The sequence below is a fragment of the Variovorax guangxiensis genome (genome assembly GCF_003952165.1).
GTDB lineage: Bacteria > Pseudomonadota > Gammaproteobacteria > Burkholderiales > Burkholderiaceae_C > Variovorax > Variovorax guangxiensis.
This window is the reverse complement of the sequence record NZ_RXFT01000014.1, coordinates 47,415-62,419: the sequence shown is the minus strand read 5'-3', so window position 1 is coordinate 62,419 and position 15,005 is coordinate 47,415. Positions and strand designations below refer to the sequence as shown.

Here is a 15,005-nt window from a genome sequence, read left to right as displayed (position 1 = left end):
TGCGACCTCTGCGTAGTTTTTGTATTCCTTCTGCGTTCGGCTGTCCGCTCCCGCCTCCTTCACTCCAGCGGCAGCGCCGTGGTGAACTTGATCTCGTTGAGGCAAACGCTGGAGCGCACCGCCGACACGCCGGGCATGTGCATCAGCGTGTGCATCAGGAACTGAGAGAGCGACTCGAGGTCGTGCGCGACGACCTTGAGCACGTAGTCGAAGTCGCCCGTCACCGAGTAGCACTCCAGGATCTGCTTCATGTCCGCGATCAGGTCCTGGAACTTGGGTAGCTCGTCGACATGGCCGCGCGCCATGGTCACGTGGATGAAGGCGGTCACGCCCAGCCCGATGTGGCGCGCGTTCAGCCGCGCCGCGTAGCCGTGGATCAGCCCCAGTTCCTCCAGCCGCCGGTGGCGCCGCAGGCACTGGGCGGGCGAGAGATTGGCTGCCTCCGCCAGTTCCAGGTTGGTGGCCCGGCCGTGGGCCTGCAGGTGCTCGAGAATCTTCCGGTCGATCCGGTCGAGTGCGATGTCATGCAATTTCTTCTCCCAATGCACCAGATCGATGCAATTTTATGGCGCAAAGCGGGGTAAGCCCGAGGCTTTCATGCACCTTAATTGTGCAAAGTACGATCTAGACTCCGTGGCGCCCGGACCGCACGACGCGATGTCCAGCCGTTGAATCCCTCGCCGCCGGCACCCGCCGGCGGCTTCAGACGCATCCAAATCCCCACCCGGAGACCCTTTCCCGTGAAAAACGCTTTGCTTCGCACCCCCTTCAGCGCAATGGCCCTGGCCCTCGGCATGCTGGCCGCCGCGCCTTCGTTCGCGGCCGACACCAAGTCGGTGGCCGTGACCGCCATCGTCGAGCACCCGGCGCTGGACGCGGTGCGCGACGGCGTGAAGGCCGAGCTGAAGGCTTCGGGCTACGAGGAAGGCAAGAACCTCAAGTTCACCTACCAGAGCGCGCAGGGCAACGTGGGCACCGCCGCCCAGATCGCCCGCAAGTACGTGGGCGACCAGCCCGATGCGATCGTCGCCATCGCCACGCCGTCGGCGCAGGCCATGGTGGCGGCCACCAAGAGCATTCCGGTGGTGTACTCGGCGGTCACCGACCCGGTGGCGGCCAAGCTGGTGAAGAGCTGGGAGCCCACGGGCACCAACGTGACGGGCGTGTCCGACCTGTCGCCGCTGGAAAAGCACATCGCCCTCATCAAGCAGGTGGTGCCCGCCGCCAAGCGCATCGGCGTGATCTACAGCCCCGGCGAAGCCAACTCGGTGGCCATCGTCGACTCGCTCAAGAAGGCCGCCTCGGCCGCCGGCATGACCGTGGTCGAAGCCGCCGCCGCCCGCACGGTGGACGTGCCCACCGCCGCGCAGAGCCTGGTCGGCAAGGCCGACGTGATCTACACGCCCACCGACAACAACGTGGTCTCGGCCTTCGAGGGCATCGTGAAGGTGGCGCAGCAGGGCAAGCTGCCGGTGGTGGCGGCCGACACCGCCACCGTCGAGCGCGGCGCCGTGGCCGCACTGGGCCTGAACTACACCGACATCGGCCGCCAGACCGGCAAGGTCGTGGTGCGCATCCTCAAGGGCGAGAAGCCCGGCGCCATCGCGTCGCAGACCAGCGCCAACTTCGAGCTGGTGGTGAACCCGGGCGCGGCCAGGCTGCAGGGCGTGACGCTGTCCGACGAGCTGCTGAAGACCGCCAAGGTCGTGAGCACGAAGTAAGAAGCCGAACCCGTCTTCCTCCTTCCCATGTCGCTCATCGCTTCGCTGGGCGCCATCGAGATCGGCCTGATATTCGGGCTGGTCGCGCTGGGCGTCTTCCTGTCGTTCCGCATCATCAACTTCCCCGACCTCACGGTGGACGGCAGCTTCCCGCTGGGCGCTGCCGTGGCCGCGACGCTGATCGTGGCGGGCTGGAATCCGGTCGCCGCCACCGCAGTGGCCTGCGTGGCCGGCGCCGCCTCGGGCTGGGTCACGGCCTGGCTCAATGTCAAGCTCAAGATCATGCAGCTGCTCGCGAGCATCCTGGTGATGATCGCGCTGTACTCCATCAACCTGCGCGTGATGGGCAAGCCCAACGTGGCGCTCATCACCGAACCCACGGTGTTCAGCATGGCCAGCTTCGGCGGCATGCCCGAGCAGTGGGCCAAGCCGCTTCTGCTGCTCCTGATCGTGGTCGTCGCGAAGATCGTGGTCGACATGTTCTTCGCTTCCGAGGCCGGCCTCGCGATGCGCGCCACCGGCGGCAACGCGCGCATGGCGCGGGCGCAGGGCATTTCCACCGACTTCCACACCATGGCCGGCCTGGCGCTGTCGAACGCGCTGGTGGCACTGGCCGGCGCGCTGTTCGCGCAGAGCCAGGGCACGGCCGACATCTCGATGGGCGTGGGCACGATCGTGATCGGCCTGGCCGCGGTGATCATCGGCGAGACGCTGATTCCGGCGCGCAGCATGGTCATCACCACGCTGGCCTGCGTGCTGGGTGCACTGCTCTACCGCTTCTTCATCGCGATGGCGTTGAACACCGACTTCATGGGACTGCAGGCGCAGGACCTGAACCTGGTGACCGCCGTGCTGGTGGCCTTCGCGCTGCTGGTGCCCGCCTACAAGCGCAGGCTGGGTGGCCTGTTCAAGGGGAAGAACTGATGCTGCGCGCCCAACAACTCGAGATGACCTTCAACCCGGGCACGCCGATCGAGAACCGCGTGCTGCGCGGCCTGAGCCTGGAGATTCCCACCGGCCAGTTCGTCACCGTGATCGGCTCGAACGGCGCGGGCAAGTCGACCTTCCTCAATGCGGTGAGCGGCGACCTGATCGTCGACAAGGGCCGCATCGAGATCGACGGCAAGGACGTGACGCGCATGAACGCCTGGCAGCGCTCGGGCATGGTGGCGCGCGTGTTCCAGGACCCGATGGCCGGCACCTGCGAGGCGCTGACCATCGAGGAGAACATGGCGCTGGCCTGGAAGCGCGGCGAGCGCCGGGCCTTCGGCTTCGCGCTCAACCGCAACCTGCGCGAGATGTTCCGCGAGAAGCTGTCGATCCTGAAGCTGGGGCTGGAGAACCGCCTGGCCGACCGCATCGGCCTGCTCTCGGGCGGGCAGCGGCAGGCGGTGAGCCTGCTGATGGCATCGCTCAGGCCCTCGCGCATCCTGCTGCTCGACGAACACACGGCCGCGCTCGACCCCAAGACCGCCGCCTTCGTGCTGGAGCTGACCGCGAAGATCGTCGAGGCCGGCCAGCTCACCGCGATGATGGTGACGCACAGCATGCGCCAGGCGCTGGACTACGGCTCGCGCACGGTGATGCTGCACGAGGGCCAGGTGATCCTCGACGTGGCCGGACCGCAGCGCTCGGGCCTCGACGTGCCCGACCTGCTGCGCATGTTCGAGCAGACCCGCGGCGAGAAGCTGGACGACGACAAGCTGCTGCTGGCCTGATGGCGCCCGACAACGTCATCGTGCGCGGCATGCGCACCGACGACCTCGACGCGGTGCTGGCGATCCAGCTTGCCTGCTACGGCGCTGGCTTCGTGGAAGACGGCGCGCTCATCGCCAGACGGCTCGCCGCCGCGCCGCACACGGGCTGGGTGGTGGAACATGAAGGCGGCGTGCGGGCCTATCTGGCGGGCTATCCGTCGGTGGCCGGCAAGCTGACGCCGCTGCACGGCGAGTTCGAGGTGGCGGCGCAGGCCGATTCGCTCTACCTGCACGACCTGGCGGTGCATCCGGACGCGTCGGGCATGGGGCTGGGGCCCCGGTTGGTGCGCCATGCCTGGGCCCATGCGCTGCATGCCGGCTGGCGGCAGTCGACGCTGGTGTCGGTGCAATCGTCGGTGGGGTTCTGGGAGCGCCAAGGTTATGCGGCCACGCTGCCTCATGGCCCGCAGCAGCAGGCCCGGCTTGCCACCTACCCGGGCGAGTCGGTCTACATGATCCGGCGGCTGCCTGGCTGAGCGGGGGGAAATTTCAGCGGCGCCAGCCGCGCATCGCCAGCCACTGGACCGTGCCGCAGACCACGACCAGCGCGGCGTAGGTCGCCATCGCCCCATCGCGCCCGAACACCACCAGCCCGGCAACCAGCACCCCGACGCCGGCCGCGAAGGTCAGCGCGAACTGCAGCCACCAGCGCGGGACGCCGGCGCGCCCGCCGCCCAGGAAGCGCCCGGCAAAGGCCAGCACCAGCGCCAGGAAAGCCGCGGGTGCTACGAAATTAAGCAGGTGGTTCAGGAGGGCCGGCAGGTCCATCGGAGGAGGTTGCGCACGGGCTGGAACATGTGTCCAGGGTTATGGCTGTCATAGGGAAAGCCATTTGTCCCTCGTCAAGCCCCGTGGGGCTGCTGATTTTATAATCACGGGCATGTCAGTCTGGGCCCTCGGCTTGAACCACACGACCGCGCCGCTCGATCTGCGCGGTCGTTTCGCGTTCGCGCTCGACCAGATCGCCCCCACGCTGCAGAGCCTGCGCAGCTCCTTCGCCTCCGGCCGCCATCCCCAGGTGGAGGCCGCGATCATCTCCACCTGCAATCGCACCGAGATCTACTGCGCCTCGGAGCACGCCGCGCTCGACCACACCTTCGGCTGGCTCGCCCAGAGCGGCGGCGTGGCCCCCGCCCTGCTGCGCTCGCACGCCTACACCCTGCACGACGGCGAAGCCGCCCGCCACGCCTTCCGCGTGGCCAGCGGGCTCGACTCGATGGTGCTGGGCGAGGCCCAGATCCTCGGCCAGATGAAGGACGCCGTGCGCGCCGCCGAGACGGCCGGCGCCCTCGGCAGCACGCTCAACCAGCTGTTCCAGCGCTCCTTCGCGGTGGCCAAGGAAGTGCGCACCGCCACCGAGATCGGCGCCCACTCCATCAGCATGGCCGCCGCCGCGGTGCGGCTGGCCGGCCAGCTCTTCGAGGACCTGCGCAAGACGCGCGTGCTCTTCGTCGGCGCGGGCGAGATGATCGACCTCGCGGCCACGCACTTCGCGGCCAAGGAGCCGAAGGCCATCGCCATCGCCAACCGCACGCTGGAGCGCGGCGAGAAGCTGGCCTCGCGCTTCGGCGGCGAGGCGATGCGCCTTGCCGACCTGCCCTCGCGGCTGGCCGAGTTCGACATCATCGTGAGCTGCACCGCCAGCACGCTGCCGATCATCGGCCTGGGCGCCGTCGAACGTGCGCTCAAGGCTCGCAAGCACCGCCCGATGTTCATGGTCGACCTGGCCGTGCCGCGCGACATCGAGCCCGAGGTGAAGGCGCTGGAAGACATCTATCTCTACACCGTCGACGACCTCGCACAGGTCGTGCAGCAGGGCCAGGCCAACCGCCAGGCCGCCGTGGCGCAGGCCGAGGTGATCATCGACGCCGGCGTGCAGAGCTTCATGCACTGGCTGGGCCAGCGCGGCACGGTGCCGCTGATCCAGCAGCTCAATGCGCAGGCCGACGAGTGGCGCGCCGCCGAGATGGCGCGTGCGCGCAAGCTGCTGGCCAAGGGCGAATCGGTGGAGGCCGTGCTCGAGGCCATGTCTCGCGGCCTCACGCAGAAGATGATGCACGGCGCGATGGCCGAGCTGCACGCGGGCGATGCCGCCTCGCGCGAGCAGACGGCGCAGACGATCTCGCGCCTCTTCCTGCGCAAAGAGCGTTAGCGACGCTCATCGGCGGCCCGGCCTGCATGGCTGCGGCTTTCATGCGCCCTGCCTTCGCACGGCAGCACATCCCCATTTTTTCGAGCCTCCTTCCTCCGTGAAATCCTTTCTCCGCCACCAACTCGAACGCTACGCCCAGCGCCTGGGCGAGCTCGACTTCCTGCTCTCGCGCGAAGACATCATGAGCGACATGGCCCAGTACCGCACCATCTCGCGCGAGCACGCCGAGGTGACGCAGGTCGCGGGCCGCTACGAGCGCTACAGGCAGCGCGAGGCCGACATCGCCGGCGCGAAGGAAATGCTGGACGACCCCGACATGGCCGAGATGGCAAAGGAGGAAATCGCCAGCGGCGAGGCCGAGCTGGTGCAACTGGAGGACGAGCTGCAGCGCCTGCTGCTGCCCAAGGACCCGGACGACGCGCGCAATGCCTTCCTCGAAATCCGTGCGGGCACGGGCGGTGACGAATCGGCCCTCTTCGCGGGCGACCTGCTGCGCATGTACACGCGCTACTGCGACCGCGCCGGCTGGCGCTGCGAGATCGTCAGCGAGAGCGAGAGCGAGCTCGGCGGCTACAAGGAAGTGGTGGTGCGCATCGTGGGCGACGACGTGTTCGGCCACCTGCGCTTCGAATCGGGCGGCCACCGCGTGCAGCGCGTGCCGGCCACCGAGACGCAGGGCCGCATCCACACCAGCGCCTGCACGGTCGCCGTGCTGGCCGAGCCCGACGAGACGGTCGCGGTGCAGATCAACCCGGCCGACCTGCGCATCGACACCTACCGCGCGAGCGGCGCTGGCGGGCAGCACATCAACAAGACCGACTCGGCCGTGCGCATCACGCACATCCCGACCGGCATCGTGGCGGAGTGCCAGGACGACCGCAGCCAGCACCGCAACAAGGCGAAAGCGCTGCAGGTGCTGTCGGCGCGCATCCAGGAGAAGGAGCGCAGCGAGCGCGCCGCCAAGGACGCCGCCATGCGCAAGGGCCTGATCGGCAGCGGCGACCGCTCGGACCGCATCCGCACCTACAACTTCCCGCAGGGCCGGCTCACCGACCATCGCATCAACCTCACGCTCTACAAGCTGCTCGCCATCATGGAAGGCGACCTGGGCGACGTGCTGGGCGCGCTGCGCGCCGCGCGCGAGGCCGAGCAGCTGGCCGAGCTGGAATCGAGCCTGCCGGCATGAGCGCCGTCGAGAACCCGAAGCCGGCCACCGTGGCGCAGGCGCTGGCCGCGTCCATCGCGCTGGGCGTCGACCGGCTCGACGCCCAGCTGCTGCTGCTGCATGCGCTGGGCCGTGCGCCGCACGACCGTGCCTGGCTGCTGGCGCACGACACCGACGCGATGCCCGATACCGCATGGTCTGCGCTGGCTGCGCAGCTCTCGCGCCGCCGGGCCGGAGAGCCTGTCGCCTACCTGCTGGGTGAAAAAGAATTTCATGGCCTCAGCCTGCAGGTCGATGCCCGCGTGCTGGTGCCGCGTCCCGATACGGAAACGCTGGTCGAATGGGCACTGCAGTGCCTCGAAAGCCACGCCGCGCCGCGTGTGCTCGATCTCGGCACCGGCAGTGGAGCGATCGCGCTGGCGCTGCAGCATGCCCGGCCCGACGCGCAGGTCGATGCGGTCGATGCCAGCGCCGATGCGCTGGCCGTCGCCCAGGCCAACGCCTCGCGGCTGGGCCTGCCCGTGCGCTTCGCCCAGGCCGACTGGCTGGACGGCGCCGACGCCGGCTACACGGTCATCGCCAGCAATCCGCCGTACATCGCCGCCGGCGACCCGCACCTGCCCGCCCTGCGCCACGAGCCCTCTTCGGCGCTGGTTTCGGGCACGGACGGCCTCGACGACATCCGCCGCATCGTGCAGGACGCCCCCGCCCACCTCGCCGAGGGCGGCTGGCTGCTGCTCGAACACGGCCACGACCAGGCCCCGGCCGTGCGCGAACTGCTTGCGGCGCGCGGTTTCGCCGAAGTGCAAAGCCGCGACGACCTCGCCGGCATCCAGCGCTGCTCGGGCGGAATCTGGCGCACGGTGAAATAATCCCCCCAGCCTATTTTTCAGGAGTTCCCATGTCCGACGCCCAGCAACGCATCGACGATCTCGTCAAGACCAACGACCTCGTGCTCTTCATGAAGGGCAACGCCAGCTTTCCGATGTGCGGCTTCTCGGGCCGCGCGATCCAGATCCTGAAGGCGGTCGGCGTCGACACCAGGACGCTCAAGACCGTCAACGTCCTCGACGACGACAGCATCCGCCAGGGCATCAAGGAGTACAGCAACTGGCCCACGATCCCGCAGCTGTACGTGAAGGGCGAGTTCATCGGCGGCTCGGACATCATGATGGAGATGTACGAGTCGGGCGAGCTGCAGCAGGTGGTGAACGGGGCCGCAGCCTCCTGAGCCCCCGGGGAACGGTCATGAGCCACGATCACGCGGACCACGGCCATTCCCACGATGACGGCGGCAACGATGCCGCGCCGGCCTGGAAGCACGACGGCGTGCGCGTGATCCCGGCCGACCGGCTCGACACGAACACCGCCCAGACGCCCGGCATGAACCGGGCAGCGGCCATCAACTTCGCCCGCGTGGGCGCGCAGAAGCTCTGGGCCGGCACGGTGACCATCCATGCCGACGCCAGGACCGGCGCCCATCACCACGGGCATCTCGAATCGGTGATCTACGTGGTGCGCGGCCGGGCCCGCATGCGCTGGGGCGAGAAGCTGGAATTCACGGCCGAGGCCGGGCCGGGCGACTTCATCTACGTGCCGCCGTACGTGCCGCACCAGGAAATCAACGCCAGCGCGACCGAGACGCTCGAATGCGTGCTGTGCCGCAGCGACGGCGAAGCGGTGGCGGTGAACCTCGACATCGAGCCCGTGGAGAAGCCCGAATCGGTGCTGTGGGTCGACCCGACCCACCCTCACGGCGGCGTCTGAGCGATTTCCGGTGCCGAGTCATGGCACCATGTTGGCCGTCTTCGACGTGCCACCATGACCCTCACCCAAAGCCTGCTCATCATCGCGCTGCTGATTGCGCTGAGCGCCTTCTTCTCCCTCGCCGAAATCACCCTGGCCGCATCGCGCCGGCTGCGTCTGCGCCAGATGGCCGACGAGGGCGACCCCCGGGCCGAGAAGGTATTGCGGGTACAGGAGCAGCCGGGCCACTACTTCACGGTGGTGCAGATCGGGCTCAACGCGGTGGCCATCCTCGGCGGCGTGGTGGGCGAAGGCTCGCTGAGCCCGTACTTCGCGGTCCTCTTCGAGAAGTGGCTCAGCCCCGAGGCTTCGGCCAGCGCGGCCTTCCTGTGCTCCTTCGTGATCATCATCGCGGTGTTCCTGGTGTTCGCCGACCTGTTCCCCAAGCGGCTGGGCATGAGCAACCCCGAGCGGCTGGCGGTGCGCATGGTCGGGCCGATGCTGCTGCTGATCACCACCTTCAAGCCGCTGGTGTGGTTCTTCACGCGCTGCACCGACCTGCTGTTCAAGCTGCTGGGCATGCCGATGGCACGCGACGACAAGATCACCTCGGCCGACATCCTCGCGATGACCGAGGCCGGCGCGCAGGCGGGCGTGCTCGCGGCGCGCGAGCAGCAGGTGATCGCCAACGTGTTCGAGCTCGACACCCGCCTGGTCAGCAGCGTGATGACCGTGCGCGACAACATCACCTGGTTCCTGCACGACGACCCCGAGACAGTGCTGCGCGCGCGCATCATCGCCGAGCCCTTCTCGGCGTACCCGGTGTGCGACGGCGACATCGACCACGTGCTGGGCTACGTGGACGCCAAGGACATGTTCCAGCGCGTGCTCAGCGGCCAGCCGCTGGCTTTCGACCAGGGACTGCCGCTGCACAAGGCGCTCGTCATTCCCGACCGGCTCTCGCTCACCGAGGTGCTGGAGCAGTTCCAGCAGGCGCACGAGGACTTCGCGATCATCGTCAACGAATACAGCCTGGTGGTGGGCGTGATCACGCTCAACGACGTGATGAGCACGGTGATGGGCGACCTGGTGTCCACGCCCGACGAGGAGCAGATCGTGCAGCGCGACGAGAACTCGTGGCTGATCGATGGCGTGACGCCCATCCAGGACGTGCAGCGCGCGCTGCAGATCGACGAGATGCCGCATGCCGAGGAGTACGAGACGCTGGCCGGCTTCCTGATGGTGATGCTGCGCCGCGTTCCGAAGCGCACGGACAACGTGAGCTGGGGCGGCTACACCTTCGAGGTGATGGACGTCGACAGCTACCGCATCGACCAGGTGATGGTCACCAAGGGCTCGGGCACCGCGAAGGCACCTGCGAACTGAGCAGACGGAAGAGGAAGGCGCCAGTCGGAAGGCGTCAGGCCGCCGAGCGGTCCTTGTCCTTTTCCTTCTCGCGTTCCCTGTCGTTGAACACCCAGAACCGCTGGTTGGCGAACACGGCGTTCGGATACGGCGACTTGCCGCGGCTGCCGTTGTAGCGGCCCAGCGTCATGAACAGGTCGCCGTTCTCCCGGTCGAGGTAGTGGCGAAGAATGACGCAACCGAAGCGCAGGTTGGTCTGCATGTGGAAGAGCTTGGCCGGATCGCTGTCGCCGATCACGCGCGTCCAGAACGGCATGACCTGCATGTAGCCGCGCGCCCCCGCGCTCGACACCGCGAACTTGCGGAAATTGCTCTCGACCTGGACCAGCCCCAGCACCAGGCTCACCTCCAGCCCCGAGCGCTTGGCTTCGTACCAGACGGTCTGCAGGAACTCGATGCGCGAGGGCGCATCGGCGATCTTCTTCTTGAGCCGCTCGCTCATCTCTCCGAGCCAGCGCAGGTAGGCCAGCCGGGCCTCGGTGCTCGCGAACTGCGGCACCGGCGGCGCCTTGTTGTGGATGGCCGAACTCAGCGCGGTGCGCACCGAGTCGATCAGCGGCTCCTCGATCTGCGCGCCGGCCATGGCAGCCCGCGGCAACGACAGCACGGTGAGGGCGCCTGCGGTCACGGCGCCGCCCAGGCACTGGCGTCGCGAGAGGCCGCCCTCCAGGCTCATTGGGCGAGCTTGCCGGCGATGAAGTCGGCGATGCCGACCGCGGGCACCTTGGTAGCCGCCGTGTCGCGGCGGTTCTGGTATTCGAGCTGGCCTTCCTTGAGACCGCGGTCCGAGATGACCACGCGGTGCGGCACGCCGATCAGCTCCCAGTCGGCGAACATCGCGCCGGGGCGTTCGCCACGGTCGTCGAGCAGCACGTCCACGCCCTTGGCGAGCAGCTCCTCGTAGAGCGCCTCGGCCGCCGCCTTGACCTCGGGGCTGCGGTCCATGCCGATCGGGCAGACGACCACGGTGAACGGCGCGATGGCGTCAGGCCAGATGATCCCGCGCTCGTCGTGGTTCTGTTCGATGGCGGCGGCCGGCAGGCGGGTGATGCCGATGCCGTAGCAGCCCATCTCGAGGAACTGCGGCTTGCCGCCTTCGTCGAGGTAGGTGGCGTTCATGTCCTTGCTGTACTTGGTGCCGAGCACGAACACATGGCCCACCTCGATGCCGCGCTCGATGGCCAGCACGCCCTTGCCGTCGGGCGAGGCGTCGCCCGCGACCACGTTGCGGATGTCGGCGACGAGGTCGGGCTCGGGCAGGTCGCGGCCCCAGTTGACGCCGGTCATGTGGAAATCGACTTCGTTGGCACCCGTGATCCAGTCGGCCAGGACGGCGGCTTCGCGGTCGGCCACGAGCTTCACGGGCTTCTTGAGGTTCAGCGGGCCCAGGTAGCCGGGCTTGCAGCCGAAGTGGTCTTCGATCTCGGCCAGGGTCGCGAAGCGGAAGCCCTGGTTCAGGCCGGGCAGCTTGCCGACCTTGATCTCGTTCATGTCGTGGTCGCCGCGCAGCAGCAGCAGCCAGACCTGCGAGCCCTTGATGTCGCCGGCCTCGTCGAGGACGTCGGTGGCCAGCACCAGCGACTTGATGGTGGTGGAAAGCGGCACGCCGAGCAGCTCGGCCACGTCGGCGCAGGTGCTCTTGCCGGGGGTCGGGGTCTTCTCGAGCGCCTTGGCGGGCGCCGGGCGCGGGCCAGCCGGGGCCAGCGCCTCGGCCTTTTCCATGTTGGCGGCGTAATCGCTGTCGGGGCAGTAGACGATGGCGTCCTCGCCGGTGGCGGCGATCACCTGGAATTCCTCGCTCAGGTCGCCGCCGATGGCGCCGCTGTCGGCCGCGACGGCGCGGTAGCGCAGGCCGAAACGGTCGAAGATGTTGCGGTAGGCCTGCGCCATGACCTGGTAGCTCGCCTTGGCGGCGTCGAGGTCGCGGTCGAAGCTGTAGGCGTCCTTCATGATGAACTCGCGCCCGCGCATCAGGCCGAAGCGCGGACGGCGCTCGTCGCGGAATTTGGTCTGGATCTGGTAGAAGTTCTTCGGCAGCTGCTTGTAGCTGCGGATCTCCTGGCGGGCGATGTCGGTCACCACCTCTTCGCTGGTCGGCTGGATCACGAAGTCGCGGTCGTGGCGGTCCTTGATGCGCAGCAGCTCGGGGCCCATCTTGTCGAAGCGGCCGGTCTCCTGCCAGAGCTCGGCGGGCTGCACCACGGGCATGGTCATCTCGACGGCACCGGCGCGGTTCATCTCCTCGCGGACGATGGCTTCCACCTTGCGGATCACGCGCAGGCCCATGGGCATGTAGGTGTAGATGCCCGTGCCGAGCTTCTTGATCATGCCGGCCCGCATCATGAGACGGTGGCTCGCCACTTCGGCGTCAGCGGGCGCTTCCTTGAGGGTGGAGACGAAAAAACGGGAAGCTTTCATCGGAATGGTGGCGCTGGATTCGAGGTTCGGAAGTGGGGAACTGCTCCCCCGGAGAGACCCTGAGAGCCTGGCATCGGCAGCTTGCCGAGGGCAACCCGGCATGCATAATCGACTCAGTTCAAAAATTGGGGTTTGATTATGCTCGACCGGGACGGCTTCAGGCCCAACGTCGGCATCATCCTGCTCAACCAGAGAAACCAGGTTTTCTGGGGCAAACGCATACGCACGCACTCCTGGCAGTTTCCGCAGGGCGGCATCGACCGCGGCGAAAGTCCCGAGCAGGCCATGTACCGGGAACTGCACGAGGAAGTGGGACTCCACCCGGAGCATGTGCGCATCGTGGCCCGTACCCGCGACTGGTTGCGCTACGAGGTGCCGGATCGGTTCATTCGCCGTGACGCACGGGGCCACTACAAGGGCCAGAAACAAATCTGGTACTTGCTGCAACTCATCGGCCACGATTGGGATCTCAACCTGCGTGCAACCGACCATCCCGAATTCGACGCCTGGCGCTGGCATGACTACTGGGTGCCGCTCGACGTGGTCGTCGAGTTCAAGCGCGGCGTCTACGAGATGGCGCTCACCGAGCTCGCTCGCTACCTGCCCAGGCAGGATTTCCGCAACCGCTTCCTGCGCAGCAACGTGCGCGCCCGAGAATTCGAGCGCCACTCGCCGGACGCCGGGGCGCCGCCCGGACTCGATCTGCCGCCCGGCGGCAGCTTCGATCCGCATCCCGACATTCCTTCCGCGAGCAATGAACCTCCTGTCCAAGACAACAAGGCACCCCCGCCCCTTCCGACGCAGCGCTGAGCGCGTCCTCCTGCTGGCCTGCTTCGGCATCCTCGCCGGATGCGCCTCGGGCCCCCACGACACCGACAACCCCGACTGGGCACAGGCCGGCCTGCCGCCCCCGCCCAAGCGGTACGAGACGGACAAGGAGTGGGAAGAAACGGCCACCCCGCCCCCGCCGGCCTTCAGCGAAAGCCGCCTGCTGCCGATCGAAATGCCGCCCTACATGAGCCTGAAGTTCGGCGTCGACCCGCAGACGATCACGATCACGGGCGACGGCATCGTCCGCTATGTGGTGGTGGCCCAGAACCGCAGCGGCGGCGCGACCAACGCCTTCTACGAGGGCATCCGCTGCTCCACGGCCGAAATGAAGAGCTACGCGCGCTACAACAACGGCAGCTGGCAGGACGTCGCGAAGCCCGAGTGGAAGAAGCTCGGCGACATGAACTCCAGCTACACGCGCAAGCTGGCCACGCAGGCCCTGTGCCGCGGCAACGCCCCGCGGCCGTCGGTGGGCGACATGGTCCAGAACATCCGCAATCCGGTACGGGAAGTGCAATAGGCGATCCGCGCTGAAAGATGCAGAAACGGGGCCCGCGGGCCCCGTTTCTTGTTTCCAGAGGCATCTCAGCCCGGCATCAACACCATGTTGTCGCGGTGAACCATCTCCGGCTCCGCCACATAGCCCAGCAGGCGTTCGAACTCCGACGAGGGCTTGCGGCACAGCAGGCGCGCCTCCACGCTCGAGTAGTTGGCAAGGCCGCGGGCCAGCTCGACACCGTCGGCGTCGCGCACCGCGATCACGTCGCCGCGCGAGAACTCGCCCGAGACCCCGGTCATGCCGATCGGCAGCAGGCTCTTGCCCTCGGCCCGCACCTTCGCGGCCGCGCCCGCGTCGACCACGACGGAGCCGCGCAGCTGCAAATGGTCGGCCATCCAGCGCTTGCGGGCCTGGTGCTTGGCGGTCTGCGCCACCAGCAGCGTGCCGATGGATTCGCCCTTCGCCAGCCGCAGCAGCGCGTCGGCCTCGCGGCCCCAGGCAATGACCGTGGAGGCGCCCGAGCCGGCCGCGCGCTTGGCCGCGAGGATCTTGGTGATCATGCCGCCCTTGCCGATGCTCGAACCCGCGCCGCCGGCCATCGCCTCGAGCGCCGGGTCGCCGGCGGCGGCCTCGTGCACGAACTTCGCGTCCGGGTCCTTGCGCGGGTCGGCCGTGTACAGGCCCTTCTGGTCGGTGAGGATGACCAGCGCATCGGCCTCGACCAGGTTGGCCACGAGGGCGCCGAGCGTGTCGTTGTCGCCGAACTTGATCTCGTCGTTGACGACCGTGTCGTTCTCGTTGATGACCGGCACCACGCCCAGCTTGAGCAGCGTGACCAGCGTCGATCGGGCATTCAGATAGCGCTCGCGGTCGGCCAGGTCGGCGTGCGTCAGCAGCACCTGGGCGCTGCCGATCTCGTTCTCGCGCAGCTTGGTCTCGTACATCTGGGCCAGGCCCATCTGGCCGACCGCGGCAGCGGCCTGGAGCTCGTTGATCTCATGCGGCCGGGTGCGCCAGCCAAGGCGCTTCATGCCTTCTGCGATCGCGCCGCTCGACACCATCACCACCTCGCGCCCGTCGCGCACCAGCGCGGCCAGTTGCCGGCACCACTCGCCGATGGCGGCCTCGTCGAGACCGCGCCCCTCGTTGGTCACGAGGCTGGAGCCCACCTTGACGACGATTCGGCGGGCATCCCGCAAGGCAGTGGATCCGGAGTTCGACGAGGTCATTTGGCGTGTTACGGTCTTTGGATGCTGCTCGGGTTGCTGTCTTCGGCCCGTCTCGGGCCGGC

17 protein-coding genes are annotated in these 15,005 nt (G+C 68.0%); 12 read left to right on the top strand and 5 right to left on the bottom strand.

All coding sequences use genetic code 11. The annotated features are described in order from the left end of the window. Positions 1-59: 59 nt before the first annotated feature. Positions 60-530 carry an Lrp/AsnC family transcriptional regulator gene (locus EJP67_RS26345; protein ID WP_126024693.1) on the bottom strand — a complete coding sequence of 157 codons (471 nt, stop codon included), beginning with the start codon at positions 528-530 and terminating at the stop codon, positions 60-62. 246 nt (positions 531-776) lie between these two features. Here EJP67_RS26345 and EJP67_RS26340 point away from each other — a divergent pair, with 246 nt between their 5' ends. Genes EJP67_RS26340 through EJP67_RS26325 form a run of 4 tightly spaced genes read left to right on the top strand, consistent with a single transcriptional unit; the run spans position 777 to position 3,954 of the window. Then, on the top strand, positions 777-1,721 hold the full coding sequence (locus EJP67_RS26340; RefSeq protein ID WP_126024799.1) for an ABC transporter substrate-binding protein: 945 nt from the start codon (positions 777-779) through the stop codon (positions 1,719-1,721). A gap of 27 nt (positions 1,722-1,748) precedes the next feature. After that, positions 1,749-2,645 carry an ABC transporter permease gene (locus EJP67_RS26335; protein ID WP_019656560.1) on the top strand — a complete coding sequence of 299 codons (897 nt, stop codon included), beginning with the start codon at positions 1,749-1,751 and terminating at the stop codon, positions 2,643-2,645. Further along, complete coding sequence (locus tag EJP67_RS26330; protein ID WP_126024692.1) at positions 2,645-3,439, top strand: ABC transporter ATP-binding protein; 795 nt, start codon at positions 2,645-2,647, stop codon at positions 3,437-3,439. The genes EJP67_RS26335 and EJP67_RS26330 overlap by 1 nt, the downstream gene beginning before the upstream one ends. Next, a complete protein-coding gene (locus EJP67_RS26325; RefSeq protein ID WP_126024691.1) occupies positions 3,439-3,954 on the top strand; it encodes a GNAT family N-acetyltransferase in 516 nt (171 codons plus the stop codon). Before EJP67_RS26330 ends, EJP67_RS26325 begins: the two co-directional genes overlap by 1 nt. Positions 3,955-3,967: 13 nt before the next feature. On the opposite strand, the gene EJP67_RS26320 is transcribed toward EJP67_RS26325, so the two are convergent. After that, entirely contained in the window at positions 3,968-4,246 is a 279-nt protein-coding gene (locus EJP67_RS26320) for a hypothetical protein (protein ID WP_126024690.1), read from the bottom strand. Positions 4,247-4,358: 112 nt separating this feature from the next. Here EJP67_RS26320 and hemA point away from each other — a divergent pair, with 112 nt between their 5' ends. The 6 genes from hemA (at position 4,359) to paeA (ending at position 9,927) form a co-directional block, all read left to right on the top strand. After that, positions 4,359-5,630, top strand: a complete 1,272-nt coding sequence (gene hemA, locus EJP67_RS26315; RefSeq protein WP_093302366.1) for a glutamyl-tRNA reductase — start codon at positions 4,359-4,361, stop codon at positions 5,628-5,630. Positions 5,631-5,727: 97 nt separating this feature from the next. Further along, positions 5,728-6,816, top strand: coding sequence for a peptide chain release factor 1 (prfA, locus tag EJP67_RS26310; protein WP_126024689.1), 1,089 nt, complete (start codon positions 5,728-5,730; stop codon positions 6,814-6,816). Next, on the top strand, positions 6,813-7,667 hold the full coding sequence (prmC, locus tag EJP67_RS26305; protein WP_126024688.1) for a peptide chain release factor N(5)-glutamine methyltransferase: 855 nt from the start codon (positions 6,813-6,815) through the stop codon (positions 7,665-7,667). The genes prfA and prmC overlap by 4 nt, the downstream gene beginning before the upstream one ends. Before the next feature lie 29 nt (positions 7,668-7,696). Beyond that, a complete protein-coding gene (grxD, locus tag EJP67_RS26300; protein WP_126024687.1) occupies positions 7,697-8,026 on the top strand; it encodes a Grx4 family monothiol glutaredoxin in 330 nt (109 codons plus the stop codon). A 17-nt stretch (positions 8,027-8,043) separates the two neighbouring features. Continuing rightward, positions 8,044-8,562, top strand: a complete 519-nt coding sequence (locus EJP67_RS26295) for a cupin domain-containing protein (RefSeq protein WP_126024686.1) — start codon at positions 8,044-8,046, stop codon at positions 8,560-8,562. A gap of 54 nt (positions 8,563-8,616) precedes the next feature. Next, positions 8,617-9,927 carry a polyamine export protein PaeA gene (paeA, locus tag EJP67_RS26290; protein ID WP_126024685.1) on the top strand — a complete coding sequence of 437 codons (1,311 nt, stop codon included), beginning with the start codon at positions 8,617-8,619 and terminating at the stop codon, positions 9,925-9,927. Positions 9,928-9,961: 34 nt separating this feature from the next. Here the strand turns inward: paeA and EJP67_RS26285 are convergent, their stop codons facing one another. Continuing rightward, on the bottom strand, positions 9,962-10,642 hold the full coding sequence (locus tag EJP67_RS26285; RefSeq protein ID WP_126024684.1) for a lytic transglycosylase domain-containing protein: 681 nt from the start codon (positions 10,640-10,642) through the stop codon (positions 9,962-9,964). Beyond that, the gene (locus tag EJP67_RS26280; RefSeq protein WP_126024683.1) at positions 10,639-12,384 is read right to left on the bottom strand and encodes a proline--tRNA ligase; all 1,746 of its coding nucleotides are present in this window, start codon (positions 12,382-12,384) and stop codon (positions 10,639-10,641) included. Before EJP67_RS26280 ends, EJP67_RS26285 begins: the two co-directional genes overlap by 4 nt. 138 nt (positions 12,385-12,522) lie before the next feature. Here EJP67_RS26280 and EJP67_RS26275 point away from each other — a divergent pair, with 138 nt between their 5' ends. Further along, complete coding sequence (locus EJP67_RS26275; protein ID WP_126024797.1) at positions 12,523-13,194, top strand: RNA pyrophosphohydrolase; 672 nt, start codon at positions 12,523-12,525, stop codon at positions 13,192-13,194. Further along, positions 13,139-13,735 carry a CNP1-like family protein gene (locus tag EJP67_RS26270; protein WP_206169563.1) on the top strand — a complete coding sequence of 199 codons (597 nt, stop codon included), beginning with the start codon at positions 13,139-13,141 and terminating at the stop codon, positions 13,733-13,735. Before EJP67_RS26275 ends, EJP67_RS26270 begins: the two co-directional genes overlap by 56 nt. 65 nt (positions 13,736-13,800) lie before the next feature. Here the strand turns inward: EJP67_RS26270 and proB are convergent, their stop codons facing one another. Next, positions 13,801-14,943, bottom strand: a complete 1,143-nt coding sequence (gene proB, locus EJP67_RS26265) for a glutamate 5-kinase (protein ID WP_126024682.1) — start codon at positions 14,941-14,943, stop codon at positions 13,801-13,803. Between the last annotated feature and the right edge of the window lie 62 nt (positions 14,944-15,005).

Bases quoted from the DNA above. Each gene is read 5' to 3' on its own strand.
- EJP67_RS26340 (WP_126024799.1), top strand. From the start codon at position 777: ATGGCCCTGGCCCTCGGCATGCTGGCCGCCGCGCCTTCGTTCGCGGCC.
- EJP67_RS26335 (WP_019656560.1), top strand. From the start codon at position 1,749: ATGTCGCTCATCGCTTCGCTGGGCGCCATCGAGATCGGCCTGATATTC.
- EJP67_RS26330 (WP_126024692.1), top strand. From the start codon at position 2,645: ATGCTGCGCGCCCAACAACTCGAGATGACCTTCAACCCGGGCACGCCG.
- EJP67_RS26325 (WP_126024691.1), top strand. From the start codon at position 3,439: ATGGCGCCCGACAACGTCATCGTGCGCGGCATGCGCACCGACGACCTC.
- EJP67_RS26320 (WP_126024690.1), bottom strand. From the start codon at position 4,246: ATGGACCTGCCGGCCCTCCTGAACCACCTGCTTAATTTCGTAGCACCC.
- hemA (WP_093302366.1), top strand. From the start codon at position 4,359: ATGTCAGTCTGGGCCCTCGGCTTGAACCACACGACCGCGCCGCTCGAT.
- prmC (WP_126024688.1), top strand. From the start codon at position 6,813: ATGAGCGCCGTCGAGAACCCGAAGCCGGCCACCGTGGCGCAGGCGCTG.
- grxD (WP_126024687.1), top strand. From the start codon at position 7,697: ATGTCCGACGCCCAGCAACGCATCGACGATCTCGTCAAGACCAACGAC.
- EJP67_RS26295 (WP_126024686.1), top strand. From the start codon at position 8,044: ATGAGCCACGATCACGCGGACCACGGCCATTCCCACGATGACGGCGGC.
- paeA (WP_126024685.1), top strand. From the start codon at position 8,617: ATGACCCTCACCCAAAGCCTGCTCATCATCGCGCTGCTGATTGCGCTG.
- EJP67_RS26285 (WP_126024684.1), bottom strand. From the start codon at position 10,642: ATGAGCCTGGAGGGCGGCCTCTCGCGACGCCAGTGCCTGGGCGGCGCC.
- EJP67_RS26280 (WP_126024683.1), bottom strand. From the start codon at position 12,384: ATGAAAGCTTCCCGTTTTTTCGTCTCCACCCTCAAGGAAGCGCCCGCT.
- EJP67_RS26275 (WP_126024797.1), top strand. From the start codon at position 12,523: ATGCTCGACCGGGACGGCTTCAGGCCCAACGTCGGCATCATCCTGCTC.
- EJP67_RS26270 (WP_206169563.1), top strand. From the start codon at position 13,139: ATGAACCTCCTGTCCAAGACAACAAGGCACCCCCGCCCCTTCCGACGC.
- proB (WP_126024682.1), bottom strand. From the start codon at position 14,943: ATGACCTCGTCGAACTCCGGATCCACTGCCTTGCGGGATGCCCGCCGA.